This is a genomic window from Cysteiniphilum sp. GTC20157 (genome assembly GCF_055396795.1).
In genome coordinates, this window is sequence record NZ_AP044698.1 from 2,105,778 (window position 1) to 2,123,979 (window position 18,202).

General features: G+C 39.4%; 18 protein-coding genes. 11 read left to right on the top strand and 7 right to left on the bottom strand.

Going from position 1 to position 18,202, the window contains the following annotated elements:
• Nucleotides 1–27: 27 nt before the first annotated feature.
• Nucleotides 28–390 (top strand): DUF4870 family protein, encoded by a 363-nt coding sequence (locus ACZ5V8_RS09520; protein ID WP_440615360.1) that lies wholly within the window; start codon nt 28–30, stop codon nt 388–390.
• Here ACZ5V8_RS09520 and metH read toward each other — a convergent pair.
• A complete protein-coding gene (gene metH / locus ACZ5V8_RS09525; protein ID WP_464217602.1) occupies nt 382–4,029 on the bottom strand; it encodes a methionine synthase in 3,648 nt (1,215 codons plus the stop codon). The two genes, ACZ5V8_RS09520 and metH, sit on opposite strands and share 9 nt — an antisense overlap.
• A gap of 438 nt (nt 4,030–4,467) precedes the next feature.
• Complete coding sequence (locus ACZ5V8_RS09530) at nt 4,468–6,927, bottom strand: TcfC E-set like domain-containing protein (protein ID WP_464217603.1); 2,460 nt, start codon at nt 6,925–6,927, stop codon at nt 4,468–4,470.
• Nucleotides 6,928–7,109: 182 nt separating this feature from the next.
• Here ACZ5V8_RS09530 and ACZ5V8_RS09535 point away from each other — a divergent pair, with 182 nt between their 5' ends.
• The 4 genes from ACZ5V8_RS09535 (at nt 7,110) to ACZ5V8_RS09550 (ending at nt 9,765) form a co-directional block, all read left to right on the top strand.
• The gene (locus tag ACZ5V8_RS09535) at nt 7,110–7,685 is read left to right on the top strand and encodes a hypothetical protein (protein ID WP_464217604.1); all 576 of its coding nucleotides are present in this window, start codon (nt 7,110–7,112) and stop codon (nt 7,683–7,685) included.
• Nucleotides 7,660–8,238 (top strand): hypothetical protein, encoded by a 579-nt coding sequence (locus ACZ5V8_RS09540; RefSeq protein WP_440615356.1) that lies wholly within the window; start codon nt 7,660–7,662, stop codon nt 8,236–8,238. The genes ACZ5V8_RS09535 and ACZ5V8_RS09540 overlap by 26 nt, the downstream gene beginning before the upstream one ends.
• A gap of 25 nt (nt 8,239–8,263) precedes the next feature.
• Nucleotides 8,264–9,055 (top strand): fimbrial biogenesis chaperone, encoded by a 792-nt coding sequence (locus tag ACZ5V8_RS09545; protein WP_464217605.1) that lies wholly within the window; start codon nt 8,264–8,266, stop codon nt 9,053–9,055.
• A gap of 218 nt (nt 9,056–9,273) precedes the next feature.
• Nucleotides 9,274–9,765 carry a DUF4442 domain-containing protein gene (locus tag ACZ5V8_RS09550; RefSeq protein WP_464217606.1) on the top strand — a complete coding sequence of 164 codons (492 nt, stop codon included), beginning with the start codon at nt 9,274–9,276 and terminating at the stop codon, nt 9,763–9,765.
• A 25-nt stretch (nt 9,766–9,790) separates the two neighbouring features.
• Here the strand turns inward: ACZ5V8_RS09550 and ACZ5V8_RS09555 are convergent, their stop codons facing one another.
• Both ACZ5V8_RS09555 and ACZ5V8_RS09560 read right to left on the bottom strand, forming a co-directional pair.
• Nucleotides 9,791–10,273, bottom strand: coding sequence for a WbuC family cupin fold metalloprotein (locus tag ACZ5V8_RS09555; RefSeq protein ID WP_464217607.1), 483 nt, complete (start codon nt 10,271–10,273; stop codon nt 9,791–9,793).
• Between the two features lie 29 nt (nt 10,274–10,302).
• A complete protein-coding gene (locus ACZ5V8_RS09560; RefSeq protein ID WP_464217608.1) occupies nt 10,303–10,770 on the bottom strand; it encodes a peroxiredoxin in 468 nt (155 codons plus the stop codon).
• A gap of 71 nt (nt 10,771–10,841) precedes the next feature.
• On the opposite strand from ACZ5V8_RS09560, the gene ACZ5V8_RS09565 reads away from it, so the two are divergent.
• From ACZ5V8_RS09565 to ACZ5V8_RS09590, 6 genes are all read left to right on the top strand, one after another.
• The gene (locus tag ACZ5V8_RS09565; protein WP_464217609.1) at nt 10,842–11,375 is read left to right on the top strand and encodes a YceD family protein; all 534 of its coding nucleotides are present in this window, start codon (nt 10,842–10,844) and stop codon (nt 11,373–11,375) included.
• 30 nt (nt 11,376–11,405) lie between these two features.
• Nucleotides 11,406–11,591: a 50S ribosomal protein L32 gene (rpmF, locus tag ACZ5V8_RS09570; protein WP_117002212.1), complete on the top strand. Its 186-nt coding sequence runs from the start codon at nt 11,406–11,408 to the stop codon at nt 11,589–11,591.
• 48 nt (nt 11,592–11,639) lie between these two features.
• A complete protein-coding gene (gene plsX, locus ACZ5V8_RS09575; RefSeq protein WP_464218734.1) occupies nt 11,640–12,674 on the top strand; it encodes a phosphate acyltransferase PlsX in 1,035 nt (344 codons plus the stop codon).
• 11 nt (nt 12,675–12,685) lie between these two features.
• Nucleotides 12,686–13,651 carry a beta-ketoacyl-ACP synthase III gene (locus ACZ5V8_RS09580; RefSeq protein WP_464217610.1) on the top strand — a complete coding sequence of 322 codons (966 nt, stop codon included), beginning with the start codon at nt 12,686–12,688 and terminating at the stop codon, nt 13,649–13,651.
• A gap of 201 nt (nt 13,652–13,852) precedes the next feature.
• Nucleotides 13,853–15,067 carry a signal recognition particle-docking protein FtsY gene (gene ftsY, locus ACZ5V8_RS09585; protein ID WP_464217611.1) on the top strand — a complete coding sequence of 405 codons (1,215 nt, stop codon included), beginning with the start codon at nt 13,853–13,855 and terminating at the stop codon, nt 15,065–15,067.
• Between the two features lie 56 nt (nt 15,068–15,123).
• The gene (locus ACZ5V8_RS09590; RefSeq protein WP_464217613.1) at nt 15,124–15,867 is read left to right on the top strand and encodes a tRNA threonylcarbamoyladenosine dehydratase; all 744 of its coding nucleotides are present in this window, start codon (nt 15,124–15,126) and stop codon (nt 15,865–15,867) included.
• A 22-nt stretch (nt 15,868–15,889) separates the two neighbouring features.
• On the opposite strand, the gene pssA is transcribed toward ACZ5V8_RS09590, so the two are convergent.
• Genes pssA through fkpB form a run of 3 tightly spaced genes read right to left on the bottom strand, consistent with a single transcriptional unit; the run spans nt 15,890 to nt 18,127 of the window.
• Complete coding sequence (gene pssA / locus ACZ5V8_RS09595; protein WP_464217614.1) at nt 15,890–16,657, bottom strand: CDP-diacylglycerol--serine O-phosphatidyltransferase; 768 nt, start codon at nt 16,655–16,657, stop codon at nt 15,890–15,892.
• Between the two features lie 49 nt (nt 16,658–16,706).
• Nucleotides 16,707–17,684: a 4-hydroxy-3-methylbut-2-enyl diphosphate reductase gene (gene ispH, locus ACZ5V8_RS09600; RefSeq protein WP_464217615.1), complete on the bottom strand. Its 978-nt coding sequence runs from the start codon at nt 17,682–17,684 to the stop codon at nt 16,707–16,709.
• Nucleotides 17,684–18,127 carry an FKBP-type peptidyl-prolyl cis-trans isomerase gene (gene fkpB, locus ACZ5V8_RS09605; protein WP_440615345.1) on the bottom strand — a complete coding sequence of 148 codons (444 nt, stop codon included), beginning with the start codon at nt 18,125–18,127 and terminating at the stop codon, nt 17,684–17,686. The genes ispH and fkpB overlap by 1 nt, the downstream gene beginning before the upstream one ends.
• Nucleotides 18,128–18,202 lie beyond the last annotated feature (75 nt).

Below are 18,202 nucleotides of genomic sequence, written 5' to 3' on the forward strand. Positions count from 1 at the left end.
CATACAGTAAAGAAAACAAGGACATCTATGAAAAACGAAACCTATGCCAAAATCATCTATATCCTCTATATCGTCGGTCTATTTACTGGCATTACCGCACTTATTGGACTGATTATGGCGTATGTCAAAAGAAATGAACACGATGTAACACCCGCGCTTAAGACTCATTTTGACTTTCAGATTAAAACCTTTTGGTATGGTCTGATTTATTTGATTTTATCCATTGTTTTAGCTTTTATTATCGTCGGTTATCTTTTATATATCTGGTGGGTAATTTGGCTCGTTGTTCGCACCATCAAAGGCTTTATGGCATTAGATAATGACCAAGCAGTCACTGGTAAAGATGGCTTTTGGGGATTAGGCGCCTTTAACCTCAGCATCTCAAAATAAATTAGGACGCAACCATTTTTCAGCCTCAGTAATGCTCATACCTTTGCGCTTGGCGTAATCTTGAAGTTGATCTTCAGCAATCTTACCCACACCAAAATACTTACTCTCAGGATGCGCAAAATAAAGCCCACTAACACTTGCCGCAGGTGTTACTGCCATCGATTCAGTCAAGCGCATCCCTATTTCAGGCGCATTTAATAGCTTAAATAGCGTCTCTTTTTCCGTATGATCAGGACATGCCGGATAGCCAAATGCTGGACGAATGCCGCGATATTTGCCTTTGATCAGCGCCTCATTGTCAAAAGATTCATCTATAGCATACCCCCAAAACTCTTTGCGAATGCGCTCATGTAAATGCTCCGCAAAGCTCTCAGCCAAGCGATCAGCTAATACTTTAAACATAATCGCATTATACTGATCATGGTTTTCTTCAAATGTTTTAAGTTGATCAGACGTTTCAATCCCCGTAGTCACGGCAAATGCACCAATATAGTCATCAATATTAAGATCTTTTGGTGCGATATAATCGCTTAGTGCGACAAATGCCTTATTTGGGTTACCCGTTTGCTGACGCAATGTCGGAAATCTTGCTACGGTTGCACCATTTGTATCATACACTTCAATATCATTACCAACGCTATTGGCATGATAAAGACCATATACGGCATTGGCCTGAAGCCATTTTTGATCAATGATTTGTTTTAACATCTGCTTGGCATCATTAAAAAGTTTCTGTGCTTCTTGTCCCTTAAGCGGGTCATGCAAAATCTTAGGATAACTACCCTTTAGCTCCCAGGCATGGAAAAATGGACTCCAGTCAATCCGCTCAACAAGCTTTTGCAAAGGATAATCCATTAATACAAATCGCCCCAACTGTTTAGGTTTGCAAATAGTCTGTTGATTAAACTCCAATTTTAAGTTTTGGCTATTACATTTCTCATAAGCATAGATTTCACGTGCTTGTTTGCTCTGTTGATAATGTTCTACCAAGTGCTGATATTCCGTTTTAATTTTTTGATAATACGCTTCTTTATTATCACCCAAAAGGTTTGACATAGTTGACACCGCACGTGATGCATCTAGCACATGCACCGTGGGGAAATCATGTGCTGGTAATATTTTCATCGCCGTATGAATTTTTGACGTAGTTGCGCCACCAATCAACAAAGGCAAGTGAATATTTTGCGCTTTCATTTCACTAGCGACCGTAATCATCTCATCGAGTGAAGGGGTAATAAGCCCACTTAAACCGATCATATCAGCATTTTCTTTTTTGGCAGTTTCAAGGATTTTTTGATAGGGTGTCATCACACCTAAGTCAATGACTTCATAGTTATTACACTGAAGCACCACCCCCACAATGTTCTTACCGATATCATGTACATCGCCCTTAACCGTGGCAAGCACAATCTTGCCTTTGGCTTTTTGTGCTTGAGACTTTTCTTGTTGTAAAAATGGCTCAAGATAAGCAACTGCCTGCTTCATAACACGTGCTGATTTAACGACTTGCGGTAAAAACATTTTACCCGAACCAAACAAATCACCAACGGTATCCATACCTTGCATCAAAGGACCTTCAATCACGCTTAAGGGATTGCCAAGTTCAACTCTCGCTGCTTCAGTATCTTCAATAATATATTGATTAATGCCCTTTACTAAGGCATAGCTTAAACGCTCAGTTACCGGTTGTTTGCGCCAAGAAAGGTCCTCCTTCTTATCGGTTTTTGTGCCCGATAAGGTTTGCGCATATTCAACAAGCTCATCAGCTGATTCCTTACGTGTGTTTAAAATCACTTCTTCAATCAATTGTTTAAGCTTAGGCTCAATATCTTCATAAATCGTAATTTGTCCTGCATTAACAATTCCCATATCCATACCGGCTTGAATCGCATGATACAAAAAGATCGAATGAATCGCTTCACGCACCAAATTATTACCACGAAAAGAAAACGAGACATTACTCACCCCTCCTGAGATGAGCGCATGAGGACAGCGCTTTTTAATTTCTCTGGTTGCTTCAATAAAATCAATGCCGTAACTGTGATGCGCCTCAATACCTGTGGCAACCGCAAAGATATTCGGATCAAAAATAATATCCTCGGGCGGAAATCCAATCTTTTGCGTCAAAAGATCATATGCTCTTTGGCAAATATCTACTCTCTTTTGCAAAGTATCCGCTTGCCCTTGTTCATCAAATGCCATCACGACAACTGCTGCACCATAGCGCATAGCGAGCTTTGCATGTTTGATAAATTCGCCTTCACCCCCTTTAAGACTAATGGAGTTAATCACGCCCTTGCCTTGAATTTGTTGCAAGCCAGTTTCAATCACCTCCCATTTAGATGAGTCAATCATCATCGGCACTTTGGAAATATCAGGCTCAGTGGCAATTAACTTTAAAAAACGCTCCATACAAGCTCTGGCATCCAACATCCCATCATCCATATTGACATCAACGATTTGCGCACCATTCTCTACTTGTTCTTGTGCCACCTGAAGGGCTGATTCAAAGTCCTGATCACGAATGAGTTTAGCAAACTTTAATGACCCTGAGACATTGGTGCGCTCACCAATATTGATAAAATTACTCTCTGGTGTCACCACTAAGCTTTCTAGACCTGACAAACATAGCGTTTTGACTTTTTGTTTAATCGCTCTTGGCTCTACATTTGCAACAAGCTTTGCCATTTCTGCAATATGCTCAGGAGTTGTACCACAGCAGCCACCGAGAATATTAACCAACCCATGCTTGACAAAGGGTCTTAATTTTTCTGCCATAATCTCGGGCGTTTCATCATAGCCGCCAAAGGCATTAGGAAGTCCCGCATTCGGATGCATACTGACAAAACCATGAGCAGTCTTTGCCAAGGTCTCAATATGCGGATATAAGTCATCCGCACCTAATGCACAATTAAGCCCAATTGATAAAGCCTTAGCATGGTTGAGACTATAGTAAAAAGCATCAACCGTTTGCCCAGATAAGGTTCGTCCACTTTGATCAGTAATCGTCCCTGATAACATGACTGGCATTGAAAGATGATGTTTTTCAAAATAATCTTCAATCGCATAAATCGCCGCTTTGGCGTTTAGGGTATCAAAAATCGTCTCAACCAAGATAATATCAGCGCCACCATCGATTACCCCACGCAAATTCTCCTGATACGCTGCCACTAATTGCATAAAGGTTATATTTCTAAAGCCCGGATCACTGACATCTGGTGAGATGGATAAGGTACGGTTTGTCGGTCCCAAGACTCCCGCAACAAAACGTGGTTTATCTTTGGTTGTGTATTTTAGTGTCGCTTTTTTAGCAAGCTTGGCACCGGCTTTGGCAATCTCATAGACGTGATCTTCCAATGCATAATCCGCCATAGAAATAGACGTACTATTAAAAGTATTGGTTTCAATAATATCAGCACCAGCTGCCAAGTACTTTTCATGAATTGTTTGAATAATCTCAGGCTGTGTTAAGTTCAATAAATCATTATTACCTTTTTGCTCGGTAGCGACTTCCTTAAACATTCGCCCTCTATAGTCAACTTCAGTTAAATCATAGGCTTGAATCATCGTACCCATCGCACCATCAAGAAGTAAGATGCGCGTTTTTAATAATGACTGTAACTGCTCGTAATTGGACATAAATAAAGGTTCTTTGCTTAAGTAATAGGTAATCAACAAAAGTAACACGATTGCTTGGGTATGAGTAGGCTATTTTGCTAAGATTTTTATTAAAAACCCCATAACCACTATCCTCATCGTAAACCATTTTATGGTGTCAATCCCAACCAATAACGCAATATCATCTCGATCAAAAAATTAGGCAACAACTAGTTTGATACCTCCCATTTGTGAGCGGTATATACCCACTTCAAAGACTAATGGCACTACCTTTAGGAGGATCTCTAACCATCCATGGCAGCTTCACATTGGATCCTCACGCCATCCTGGCTTACGGATGACAAATCAGAGACTGTCATTGCGAGCATGGATGCGTGGCAATCCATTTTATCAGGGATGACTGATTTAAGTTCGTTGCAAAGCCTATATTTACAAGCTAAATGCCATTACCTCAAAGACTTATTTACACACGGTCTGTGATTGCCAAATATATAGATCGTCCTTGCCCATCGTCGGCAATTGGATATGACATGTTTGATCGCCTTTTTCAAAAGCAAGTTCAGTGCTTGTTGATAAAATATCTGCTTGAATAAAGCCATCATCACTGGTCACGCCAACGATTTCATCATTCTGCTTTAAAATTGCATGAGCTAACGGCTGAAGCTCACCATCATGATCAATTACAATATGCGACATAAACGGCACAACACGTGCTAGATGCCATTCAACCTTTTGAATATTACCAGGGTATAAGACCAGTTTTTTCGCCAATTGATCATATTGATAACTCTCTGAAGATTTAGGCACAATCGTTAAATTATGATTTTTATAACTTGGCATTAAAAACAAATTACCGGTACCTTGCCCTTGACCAATCTTAAGATCATTATCATAAATATCATATTCAACCGCCTTGCCCTCGGCATAAACTGATGCCACAACGCCTGAGTTATAAGCACCATCATAGCCAAAGGCATAGTCATTTTCAGCAAATGCCATACTTGAATTAACCATGGCAGAAACTTGCGTTGTATCTTTTGTGATATTACTCTGCACGTTGTATTGTGCTAATTTATTGGCGCCATTGATAGAGACAAATCCACTGCTATTATCTTCACTATAGTTAAGCGTTGCATTACTGCTTAAATAAGCGTTTGGACTACTATAATGTGAGTAGTAGACTGAAGCTGATTGATTAAACTTGCCTTGTGTTTGACCATCATCCATATAGTCAGTGCTGGCACTAACGTTCCAACGACCTTGCGTAAAGTAAAAGCGAATACCTGCTTGAATTAAGTGATCATGATCTGTCTTTACCGCTGAGAATGTCATATCAGCACTTAAGCCTGACGTACTAAATAAATTTCGAGACAGGCTGACACCATAACGATTCTGATGCGTGATCGTATTCCAACTGTGTGATAAAGATGTACTGACACCTAACCATGTAAAGCTTAAGTTGTTTTGCAATTGCAACTGTTGACCACTTGGCAAAGGATTAAAAAGCTGTGGTTTAGGCATTAATGAGTCATTATTATCAATAACGCCTAGAATATTGCTATACCAACTGATATTACCAAAGTTCCAACTACCAGTAATTGCTGAGGCATATTTATTAACATTTGAAACGGTGTTATACCATGACAGCCTTAAGTTACCACCAAATAAACTATCTAAGCCAAATGTCGCATAGATATCGTCAAAATTAGACAGCATATTCCCTGTTAATGCCAATCGGTTATTTAAACTCTGCGTCCATTTTGCGTTAAAAACGGGTTCATCGGTATAGCTTTGAGGATAGTAAAAATGCTCATTACTATTAATCGTTTTTTGCAAATAGCCCAATGCAAATTGATAGTTTGGTTTGTCTACTTCAGGAATCAATGAAAACTTTGTAAAAAACTCACGTAATACAGTTTTTTTATTAAACTGATCAATCACTTCAATCGTAATATTATATGACCCATCTGGAAAGCTGTAGGTATCAAGCTTCTGCTTCCCTGCTGGTAATTGTTGGGCGTAAATCAGTTGATTATCTTTATAAACACGCACTTGCGAATTTGTTGTCAATAATACCTCTACTGGCGTGCCTGAGTTACTCGTGCTATAGCTATAGACTTCATTATTGTTACGCATACTCATACCAATAATGTTTTGCTGAGCAAGGATATTATCCCCTGCCGTTATTGTTGTTCCTGCTGAAATTAAGGCAGGATTCCAATAGTAGCGCAAAGTTAAGTTATTAATGCTCAACGTTGTGTCGTTATCACTGCGCTGCGAGACTGTCTGCTCAAGTGCAGGGGTTACTAACAAGCTAGCATTGCCATAATTAAAATATTGATTGGTATTTAGATTAAGACTACTATCGTTAAAATCCGTTGTTGAATAGAGCAAAGAAGAATTATTAAAATACGAAAAACTAGACGTCGATGACGCAAGCATTGGATTAATTGGCCCATTAGTGCTTTCTAGAAACTTAGGATTAATAAAAACATACAAATTAAGATTGCTTGGGTTAAAAATCACACCCGCTATTTCAGGTGTCAGCGCCTGACAAATATTGCCATAGCCTACACTTTTAGGCGCATCTAACTTACAAAGTCTCTCACTATGGTTAGGTAGCTTTTGTGATAATACTTCAAGCACTTTTTGTTTATTCGCATCAGATAGCGTAGGAACTCTATTAATAACACTTACAGGATTAATTATTTCAATCGTAGCATCATCAAATTTAACCATAGTCGTTGCGACGATACGTCCATTGATATACACCGGCACATTCATCGTTGATATTGCTTGATAATTTTCAAATCCTTTAGGAATGCTTTCATCCTCAATTGCACGAATTTCAGCAAAAGCAAATCCACCTTGCAACGCAGCCAGTAGATACATAACGCTTTTTTTATGCTGAAATACCATTTTCTATCCATTTTATTATGTGTTTTGATATGAGCACATAATATAAAGTGATCAAAATAAAGTCAGCACATAAAGCATTAATCTATTTTATAAGGTCATTAAGTGTTTAAATACTAATTGGTTTTTTTTTAACCTAATCATCACGTATGATACAAGCATGATCAATAGCAACAGGTACTCGAATGAAGATTGTAGCAACTATCATCACGGTTATGTTGAGCTATGCAACAGGCGTCAGTCATGTTGTGACAACGGGACTAAATTACTCTATCCCCTCACGACTAGACTTCACCCTAAGTCCAATTACCGGAAGCATTCATTCCAATAGTCAAAGTGTTTACACCAGTGATGTGATGTTTAACCAAAACAACCGCTATAACCCAAGTGACCGTTATGATTTGGTCATTAATGCATTTAATAGTAACTTTCTACCGTTGAAAGAAGATAATAGTGTCGTCATTCCGTTAGGAAAGATCGATCACGGAGAGGCCGAAGTTGGCATAAGCCATATCGCTTTTTTAAATGCGCAAAATAACCGATTGAACTTAGTCAATGGCAGAAACAACGCCAATTGTGCCATTATTGATAATCAGTTGTCATTTTTTGCGATAGGACAACCAGTCAGCTGTGAGCTTGAATTTAGTGGGCAAGCCCTTGTTGAACATTTCAAGCGTATGGAGCTAACCTTCAAAGCGGCTAAAATGACCCAAGACCAATACACTGGAGTATTATATGTTACGATCAAAAAAACATTATAAATTGCTCTGCATCATTAGCGGCAGCTATTTAGCGCTATCAAGCTTTGGATATGCTCACAGCTTAGGTGAACCACAACTTGTTATTGACACGCCCAATGCAACGATTAATTTTAACAGTGGTTACTATGACCAAGTAAGCTTAACAGCGCATACTGCCAACATCTTTGAGGATAAAAACTATCGATTAACTATCACACCACAGGTACCGAATCAATTTACCTCAATCACACAAGATGGTAAAAAAGTTTATGGCCTCGGGTTAGATAATTTACACAATGCACACACGGGTGCTGTTGTGTCATTGATTCGTTTTGAAGACAGTCAAAGCAATAGCATTGTGCCAATAAATACAATTAACTCAGCATTGTGTCAGTATAACGGTGGTCTTCAAGGCATTATTTTTAATACCACACAGTCATCAGGCAGTTGTGACATGGTGTTTTCTGGCACAACACTTGCTAACTTAAATCGTATCATTCTTAATGTTTCAGCAAATGATACGATTGAGGGACATTTCAACCTTAATATTAATTGGTCACTGCAAGTGATTTAAATGATAAAGTTAAAAGGAGATATCGATGTTTAAACAATTTTTAAAGCTTAGTTTATTTGGTTTACTGCCACTACAATTTGCGATTGCAGGCATATCAGTTACGCCACTTGTGATCAAACATAAGTCAACGAACACTCAATCTTATGTTGATATCAAGGTTAAAAACGAAGGTGATAAATCTGCTTATGTTGAGGTTATTGCCGAGAAGTTCGATACCAATATAGGGAAGTTTACGCCCTTTGATGGTTCAATTGATCCAAAGAAATTTGGCATGATTGTCTCTCCGCCAAAACTGGTCATTCCTGCCAAACAGACTCGTATTGTACGCGCTAATTTATTAAATAAAGATGTAACCACAGAAGAGGCTTATACACTTACTATTAGCCCCGTTGTTAATGACATCAAAGGCTTTACTGGTGTCGATGATAAAGATACGGTCAGTGGCGTTCAAGTCGTGGTTTCTTATAAAGTGCAGTTATTTAATCAGCCTAAAGAAATTCATAAAGCACTAGATTATCAGTATAAAGACGGTCTGCTTACTGTAAAGAACACCGGCAACAGCTATAGTGTCTTGCGCAATATGTATGCTTGTGATAAAGACTTTAAGACATATGATTTATTACCTCAGAACAATCAAGACAAACAAAGTAAGTCAAAAACTGACGATAAACTTGCCTCATCTTCAGAAATCAAAGGATGCAAGGCTCTTGGCAGTGAAGTAGTTTATGCCGGAGAAGAAAAAACCTTTACGGTTGATCAAGGTAAGCAAATTGTATTTTATGAAAACAAGTCCTCTAAACTGCACAAGTATTTATAACCGACTTAATCCACGGACAAAACGCTTGCTCTTCTTCATGGGCTTCCATAGTTTATATTTGTACACCTTGATTTAGAAATAACCACAACTTTAACTGTTGCTAACTTCTTAAGATAATGCCACTACCATCACCAATCATTTTCAAAAGCCGATTTGCACTATGCTTTATTTGATAGTAAGTATAAAATAGCCACTATCTTTAGAAAATGGACTGTTGTATGCGGCATAAAGCACGTAAATTCTTAAGGCAAATGCCAGTAGGCGCTGTTAAATTTATTCTTAATCGTTACCGCCCTTATCGCGGCGCGGGGATCAGAACCTTACATATTGCCAAAGACTATCGCTATATCAAGGTTGCGATGCCACTAAAATGGCATAATCGAAATTATTTTGGCACACACTTTGGTGGCTCTCTGTTTGCAATGACCGATGCCTTTTATCCGCTAATGCTTAGTCATATCTTAGGCAATGACTATATTATCTGGGATAAGGAATCGTCGATAAAGTACATCGCGCCCGGCAAATCAACAGTATACTGTGAGTTTCGCTTAAGTGATGAAGATATCAATCAAATCAAGCATCAAACCAGTGTTAATGGCAAAATATATTTCCAGAAAGAGATCGAGATACATGATCAAGATAAACAAACTATTGCACGTGTTTTGCGCACTATTTATATCAAAGACAAAAGGTTTGTTAAATCAGCTTAAGCATAATGCATCCTATGAGTGCCAATTACTTATAACGATCACCCACTTTGGCAGATGCCTGCCATTGCATAAAATCAAGCACTTCTTTGTCGCCCTCTTTTGGCGCCCATTGCACAAAATCATTCTCTAGTGTTGGCGTAAAAGGACCAGGTTTCACCTCAAAAAATAATGCCTCATCAGTTATTGCATATAATGAATGCCATGTGTTGGGTGCCATCTCAAACCCCAAATTATCGCCATCTGCGCCCAGTACAAATTGGTCAATCACAACAGCTTCATTATCATAAATAAGCACACCTATCTGACCTTTAAGCGCTATAATCAACTCCCATTTATGCGATTCTGAATGCCTGTGCGGACGAATATAAGTGCCCTTTTGAAGATGGATAGCTAATCGATTGACGGAATCTGATAGCTCAGGGTGGAAATTGTGATGTGCGCGTAAACGCGGTGACGCCTTGGCGTTTTGCGCCATTTGAGTCATTAACGCATGATCAATTTTTTTCATATCAATACAAATCCTATTTCAAAAGAGACTCACTTTAAACTTTTGATAAATGCTAACACTTCCTCAACATGCCCTGGCACTTTGACTTTACGCCATTCTTTGATAAGTTTGCCTTCCATATCAATCACAAACGTGCTGCGCTCAATGCCCATATATTTTTTACCAAACATGCTTTTTTCTTTCAGCACAGCAAATGCCTCACAAAGCGCTTTTTCAGTATCAGCAATAAGCTCAAACGGCATATGATATTTTGCCTTGAACTTCTCGTGTGAGTTTAAGGTATCTTTTGACACACCGAGGATCGTAGCATTAACTTTGACAAAATCTTTATAGTGATCGGTAAAACCAATACTTTCCGTCGTGCATCCTGGTGTGCTATCCTTTGGATAAAAGTAAATCACCAAATAATTGCCACGGTAATCGTCAAGCTTAAACGTTTTACTTGAGGTCATTGCCACCTGCGGCAAGCTTATTTTTTCACCCACTTGCAAAGTCATCTTGCATACTCCTAAACTTTGATTATCATGAACACCTGTGTACTTTAACAAAGATAATCTTGAGATAAAGCATGTTACAACAAAAACCTTTTATTTTAGATCCCATCAAAGCTGCTAAAGAAGGCATGGAGCTTAATCAAATCTTTAGTTTTTCGCATCTTGCTTCATTGCATGAATGTATTGTTGATGGAACTTATGATTTTCAGCTTAACCTTAAATTTCATTTTGAAAACAACAAGCCACTACTTGATGGGCAACTTGCTGGCAAGGTGACACTCATTTGCCAAAGAACACTTGAACCTTTTGAATATTGCTTTAATGATCCGGTTAAACTTGGTTTTGTGACAGATGATCGTTTTTTTAAAAACTTCCCAGACACTTATGATCCTTACATCTATAAAGACAATCAAATCAACCTCGTTGAGCTACTAGAAGAGGAAATCTTACTGTCTATTCCGCTGATTCCAAAAAAATCACTTAATGATTGTCAAGCTCAACAAAATACGTCATACTATGGCGTTTTTGAAACTAGCGACACCGAAAAGCAGGACAAACCGAACCCGTTTTCTGCTTTAAAAGAGCTAAAATTTACAAAGAAAGATTAATATTAAAGTAGTGAAATAGGAGAATTAATAATGGCTGTACAGCAAAACAAAAAGAGTCGTTCAAGAAGAGACATGCGTCGTTCACACGATGCATTAACTGCTTCAGCGCTTTCAACTGATAAAACAACAGGCGAAATGCATTTGCGCCATCATGTGTCTGCAAACGGTTACTACAAAGGCAAGAAAGTAGTTGCTGTTGCCTCTGATGATGAATAGAATAACTGCACGATAAGGCAATTATTCTGTATTACTGTGACCAGTTCAATATCTTATAAAATATCTATTGATGCCATGGGTGGTGACCATGGATTAAAAACCACCATTCCTGCCTGCTTATCGGCGCTAAAAAAATTTCCTGATTTACATATCTGCCTCGTTGGTATCGCCAAAGATATCGAGCAATTCTTAACCTCACACAAAACACCATATGATACGACACGCTTATCGATTGTTAATGCCAATGAAATTGTCGAGATGGACGAATCCCCTGCATTGGCGCTTCGCAATAAAAAAGACTCATCAATGCGCGTTGCCATTAATCTTGTTAAGAGCGGCGATGTTGACGCGTGCGTTAGCGCGGGCAACACGGGTGCTTTGATGGCAACCTCAAAGTTTGTATTAAAAACACTCAATGAAATTGATCGCCCAGCAATTGTGTATGCGATTCCCTCGTTAGATCGCAAAACCAAGAAAATGAATCCAGTCTACATGCTAGATTTGGGTGCCAATGTGAACTGCTCATCTGACCAGTTGTTCCAGTTTGGCATTATGGGGTCTGTGTTAGCTGCAAATCTTAAAGGCACCGATCGCCCACGAGTTGCTTTGCTTAATATCGGTGAAGAAGAAATGAAAGGCTTAGACAGCATCAAACAAGCAGCCAAAATGCTACAAAACTGTGATCACATCAACTATATCGGCTATGTCGAAGGCAATGATATTTTCTCAGCTAAAGCTGACGTGATTGTTTGCGATGGTTTTGCCGGAAATATCGCCCTTAAAACAATGGAAGGCACGGCCAAGCTCATTGCAGACATGCTCAAAGATAGTTTTAACAACAGCATTTTCTCCAAGCTTGCGATGCTGTTGAGCGCACCTGTGCTGACAGGGCTTAAACGCAAACTTGACACCAACCAATATAATGGCGCATCCCTGCTTGGTTTAAGAGGTATTGTGATTAAAAGTCATGGTGGTGCCACAGCTGACGCGTTTGAAACTGCCATTTACGAGGCAATCAAAGAAATCAAATACAATATCCCGCAAAAAACGCAGGCGCAAATTGAGCGCATTATGCAATCTTAAGGCTAAGAACAATGTTTGCAAAGATCACTGGCACTGGCAGCTACTTACCCGCCAAAGTACTACATAACACAGATATTGCTAACATGGTTGACACCTCTGATGAATGGATCACACAACGCGTTGGTATCAAACAACGTCATATTGCCGATGAATCAGAAAGCACAGCATATATGGCAATTGAAGCTGCCAATAACGCCATGAGTATGGCAAACATTCAAGCTCAAGATATTGATCTTATTATCGTTGCCACAGGCACCGCAGACTATATCATGCCATCAACTGCGAGTATCGTTCAAACACAAATAGGCGCACCTTGTTGTCCGGCATTTGATATCAGTGCTGCATGCAGTGGCTTTGTTTATGCTGTTGATATTGCTAAACAATATATTGAAAATGGTAGTGCTAAAAACGCCTTAGTCATTGCTTCTGAGCGCATGTCACGCACGCTTGATTGGCAAGATCGCTCAACTTGTGTCCTCTTTGGTGATGGCGCTGGCGCTGTTGTCTTAAGCCAAAGTAACGAACCTGGCATTATTGCCTCAACACTTTATTGCGATGGCGAAGGCAAAGATATGCTAAATATCCCAGGACTTTTAAGTAAAACACCATTTACCCAAAATGGGTATCCTGCCATGTTACACATGGAAGGCAATAAAGTCTTTAAAAAGGCTGTCTCTAAGCTTAGTGATCTGGTATCTGATTTACTAATTAAAGCCAATATGCAGAATACCGATATTGACTGGCTAGTTCCCCATCAAGCCAACTACCGCATTCTTGAAGCAACTGCCAGGAAGCTTAATATGCCGATGTCACAGGTAATCATCACCCTTGAAAATCATGGCAACACTTCAGCGGCTTCCATTCCTCTAGCGCTTGATCATGCCGTACGCAACAACCTAATAAAACCAGGACAAACAATCCTAACTGAGGCCTTTGGTGCTGGTCTAGTTTGGGGTGGCTTCATTGCACAATTTTAACATGTCACAAAAAATCAACTGCAGTTGCCTCTGCCAACAAGTTCGTTTTAGCTGTGATGCCAGAATATTATCAGATTAATGATTCCATCAAACAATACTCAGATTTCTTCGGCATTGATCGCAAATAACAATAAAGCACACTTGAAAAGCCTTACTGCATCATGCAGAATGCATCTAGTTTAAATTTATACTTTGATCGATATGGGTTTATTTAACCGCTTTAAACGTAGTAATGAACAAAAAATCAAACGTCCTGATGCTCACACTATTCAAGATAAAAAAATACAAGAAGACGTTACAGCAGCAGAGCCTCAACAAGAAACTGTAAATGAAATAGAAACATCAACTGTTTCAATACCAGTTGAAGTTGAAGCTGAACCTAAAGCAAATACTGATATTCAAATACCTGAGTCATCAGCATCCTCTAGCACAAATACACCAACAATAGACAATAAAGAAAAAACCGTTGTAATTGAAACATCTAACAATGATAAACGTGGATTATTTGCGCGTTTAAAAGATGGTTTGAAAAAAACACGCTCAAAACTCGGTGGTGGCATTGGTGATTTACTCTTGGGTAAAAAAGTCATTGACGATGATCTAATCGATGATATTGAGATGCAGCTACTAACTGCAGATATTGGCGTTGAAGCAACCCAAGAAATCATGGAAACGGTGCGTAATAAAGTCAGTCGCAATGAACTACAAACCATGGAAGCACTTACTGATCTTATTAAAGAGAAGCTCAAAGAAATTATCACACCTGCTGAAAAACCATTAGTAATTGATAGCGCACATAAGCCATATGTTATTCTAATGATTGGTATTAATGGTGCTGGCAAAACGACAACGATTGGCAAACTGGCTAAGAAGTTTCAGACTGAAGGTAAATCGGTTATTTTAGCAGCAGGTGACACCTTCCGTGCAGCGGCTGTTGAACAACTTCAAGTGTGGGGTGAGCGCAACCATATCCCCGTCATTGCCCAACACACAGGGGCAGATAGCGCTTCAGTTATCTATGATGCAGTACAAGCAGCCAAATCAAGAAGTATTGACATTGTCATCGCTGACACTGCAGGGCGTCTGCACAACAAAGACAATCTAATGGAAGAGCTTAAGAAAGTCGCACGTGTGATGAAAAAGCTTGATGATAAGGCACCGCATGAAGTTATGCTGGTATTAGACTCAGGCACCGGACAAAATGCTATTATGCAAGCAGACGTATTTAACAAAATTCTATCAGTTACTGGTATTACGCTCACAAAAATGGATGGCACAGCCAAAGGTGGTGTGATTTTCGCAATTGCTAAAAAGTTGAAGCTTCCGATTCGCTTTATTGGTATTGGAGAGAAGATTGATGATCTTCGCCCATTTCATGCCGATGACTTTATTGACGCACTATTTAGCCAAGATTAATGCATCTACAGTGTTTATCTGGCATACTACCGCAAAAAATAAATGCTTAATTTTCAATGAAACATACAGGACTTTTTGAACGCACGGCTATTCTGGTCAATGATGATGGTATTGAACGACTAAAAAAATCACATGTATTGCTTGCCGGTGTTGGTGGCGTTGGCTCTTTTGCTGCAGAAGCCCTAGCTCGCGCGGGCATTGGTGAAATCACATTAATTGATCATGATGTTGTCTCACCATCTAATCTTAATCGCCAATTAGTCGCACTGAACTCAAATATTGGCATCAAAAAAGCCCAAATCATGCGCGAGCGCATTCTAGATATTAACCCTAATTGTAAAGTTAATATTATTGATGATTTTATTCGCAAAGATGATATGACACCTATATTTGACAAATACTATGACTTTGTTATTGATGCGATTGATAGCCTTGTGTGTAAGGTTGCCTTCGTTGCTTATGCGCATAAACAGGGTTACAAGGTCATCTCAAGCATGGGTGCTGGTGGCAAGCTTGATCCTACACAGATTAAAGTCGCTGATATCTATCAAACAAGCATGTGTAAACTCGCTAAATTCGTGCGTATTCGCTTGCGTCGCCTGAAAGTTAAAAAAGGGATTCTTGCCGTTTACTCAACCGAGAGCTCATTGCCGCCATTGCCACCTGAGCCCGTTGGCGGTGATAGCCGTGATCGTGCCGTTAATGGCACAATTAGCTACATGCCGGCATTGTTTGGGTTAACGATTGCGGGCATGGTGATAAAGCATCTTGTCGGTGGAAATCTACACACCAATCAATAATATAACTACCCCATTCTATAATTTATTTAACCTGTTGCATCGTTTGTTTACCTTTAAAGATTCGTGCGACACTCCCTGATAGCGCATAAACCATAAATATCACAAACAAAGTAACCGATGGATCAATAAAGATAATTGCGATAATAAATACAACAAACACCGTTTGCGTAAAAACCACTTTACCTTTTAGATCATAATCTTTGAAGCTTCTAAACTTAATATTACTCACCATCATCGCTGACAGATAAAGTGTGATAATCGTTGCGAAAAATGTCACCCATCCTTCAGCAGATGTATGCCCAAGCGTATTACAAAACCACACAAATCCAGCAATGGTGGCAGCAGATGCCGGACACGGCAAACCGGTAAAATAGCGTTTACTATCAGGGCTATTATCATCAAGTTGCGTATTAAAACGCGCCAGACGCAAAGCTACACATGCCAAATAAACAAATGCTACTGCCCAACCAAATTGGTCTAAGTGCTTGACTGCCCAAAAATAGATAATTAAAGCAGGCGCCACACCAAAGGAAACAATATCCGCTAATGAGTCATATTCTGCACCAAACGCGCTTTGGGTATTGGTTAAACGCGCAACACGTCCATCTAATGAGTCCATAATCGCGGCAACATAAATACACACTGACGCCAGTACAAAGTGACTGTTAAACGCAGCAATAATCGCATAAAACCCAGCGAATAAACTGGCTGAAGTAAATAAATTTGGCAGAATATAAATACTTTTACTGCGTTGTGTTACTTGCTTATCTAACGATTGATCATCTTTCATCGCATTATCCTTACACGTTACTTTTGTTGCCTTTCACGACATCTTTAATCTAAAAATCATTAAGCTTAGCCTTTTTTACACCACCAAGCTTAGTTTGTTTTAATAACTTTGGTAAAGGGAAAGTCACTTCTTCCTTAACGCCTTCAAAGTCGACAACGTACGCATCAACAAAGTGTGTTTGCAAGAAACTGACCACTTGCTGCACCAAATACTCAGGCGCTGAAGCCCCTGCGGTAACACCTGCATTATGCTTATGAGCAAACCATTCAAGATTAATATCATTTTTATTATCAATCAAATAAGCATCAACACCCTCTTTTTCAGCTAGCTCACGCAAGCGATTTGAGTTAGAGCTATTTTTAGAGCCTACTACCAAGAGAATATCAACCTCTTTAGCCAACTGCCTTACGGCATTTTGGCGATTCTGTGTAGCGTAACAAATATCTTCTTTTTTCGGTGAACTGACTTCAGGATATTTAGCCTTTAATGCAGCAATAATATCTTTTGTTTCATCAACCGATAAGGTTGTTTGCGTTGCAAAAATAAGCCTTGTTGGATCTTGCACATCTAGGTTTGCCACGTCATCGACATTTTCAACCAAATAGATCTGACTGTACTCATTCTTATATTGCCCAAGAGTCCCCTCAACCTCAGGGTGCCCTTTGTGACCTATAAGCACACATTCAACACCAATATTGCTGGCTTTTTGCACCTCCCGATGCACCTTTGTTACCAATGGACAAGTCGCATCGTAAATTTTAAGCGCTTTGCGTTTAGCCTCTTCCTCTACTGCTTGTGAGACGCCATGCGCGCTAAAAATGCAAACGGCATGATCTGGCACTTCATGTAATTCTTTAACGAAAATTGCCCCTTTTTCTTTGAGACTCTCAACCACCGCACGATTATGCACCACTTCATGGCGCACATAGACAGGATGTGGCTCTATTGCAAGCACACGTTCAACAACATCGACAGCGCGTGAAACACCTGCGCAAAATCCCCGTGGGTTGGCTAAAATAATTTTCATTAGGCAAATTCCTTATCTGAAATCTCTAAAATATCCACATCAAACAAAATCACTTGCCCTGATAATGGATGATTGAAATCAACCGTCACATCATGCTCGTGAATCTCAACAATCACACCGGGCAACTCTGTTCCATCCTTTTGTGAGAAGGCAACGATTAGACCTTGCTCTAATGCCATCTCTTCTGGGAATCTTTTTCTTGGCACCTCATAAATCATCGCGGGATGCTTTTGACCAAAGGCATCTTCAGGCATCAACATCATCTTACGATTCGCACCAACTTCCAACCCAATTAGCTCGTTTTCTACTTTTTCTGAAAACGTCTCTTTGCCCATTTGGAAAACATATGGGTGATCATAGTTTTTTGTATCTTCAGCAATGGATCCATCTTTTAAACGGATTTTAAAATGCATCTTTACAAAGCTATCTCTTTGTATTTTCATGGAATTCCTTTGTTTTAATTTTTTAATTATTTTTTAATTATGCTTTTTTTGCTTTTCCCCAACATCTGGGCTAGA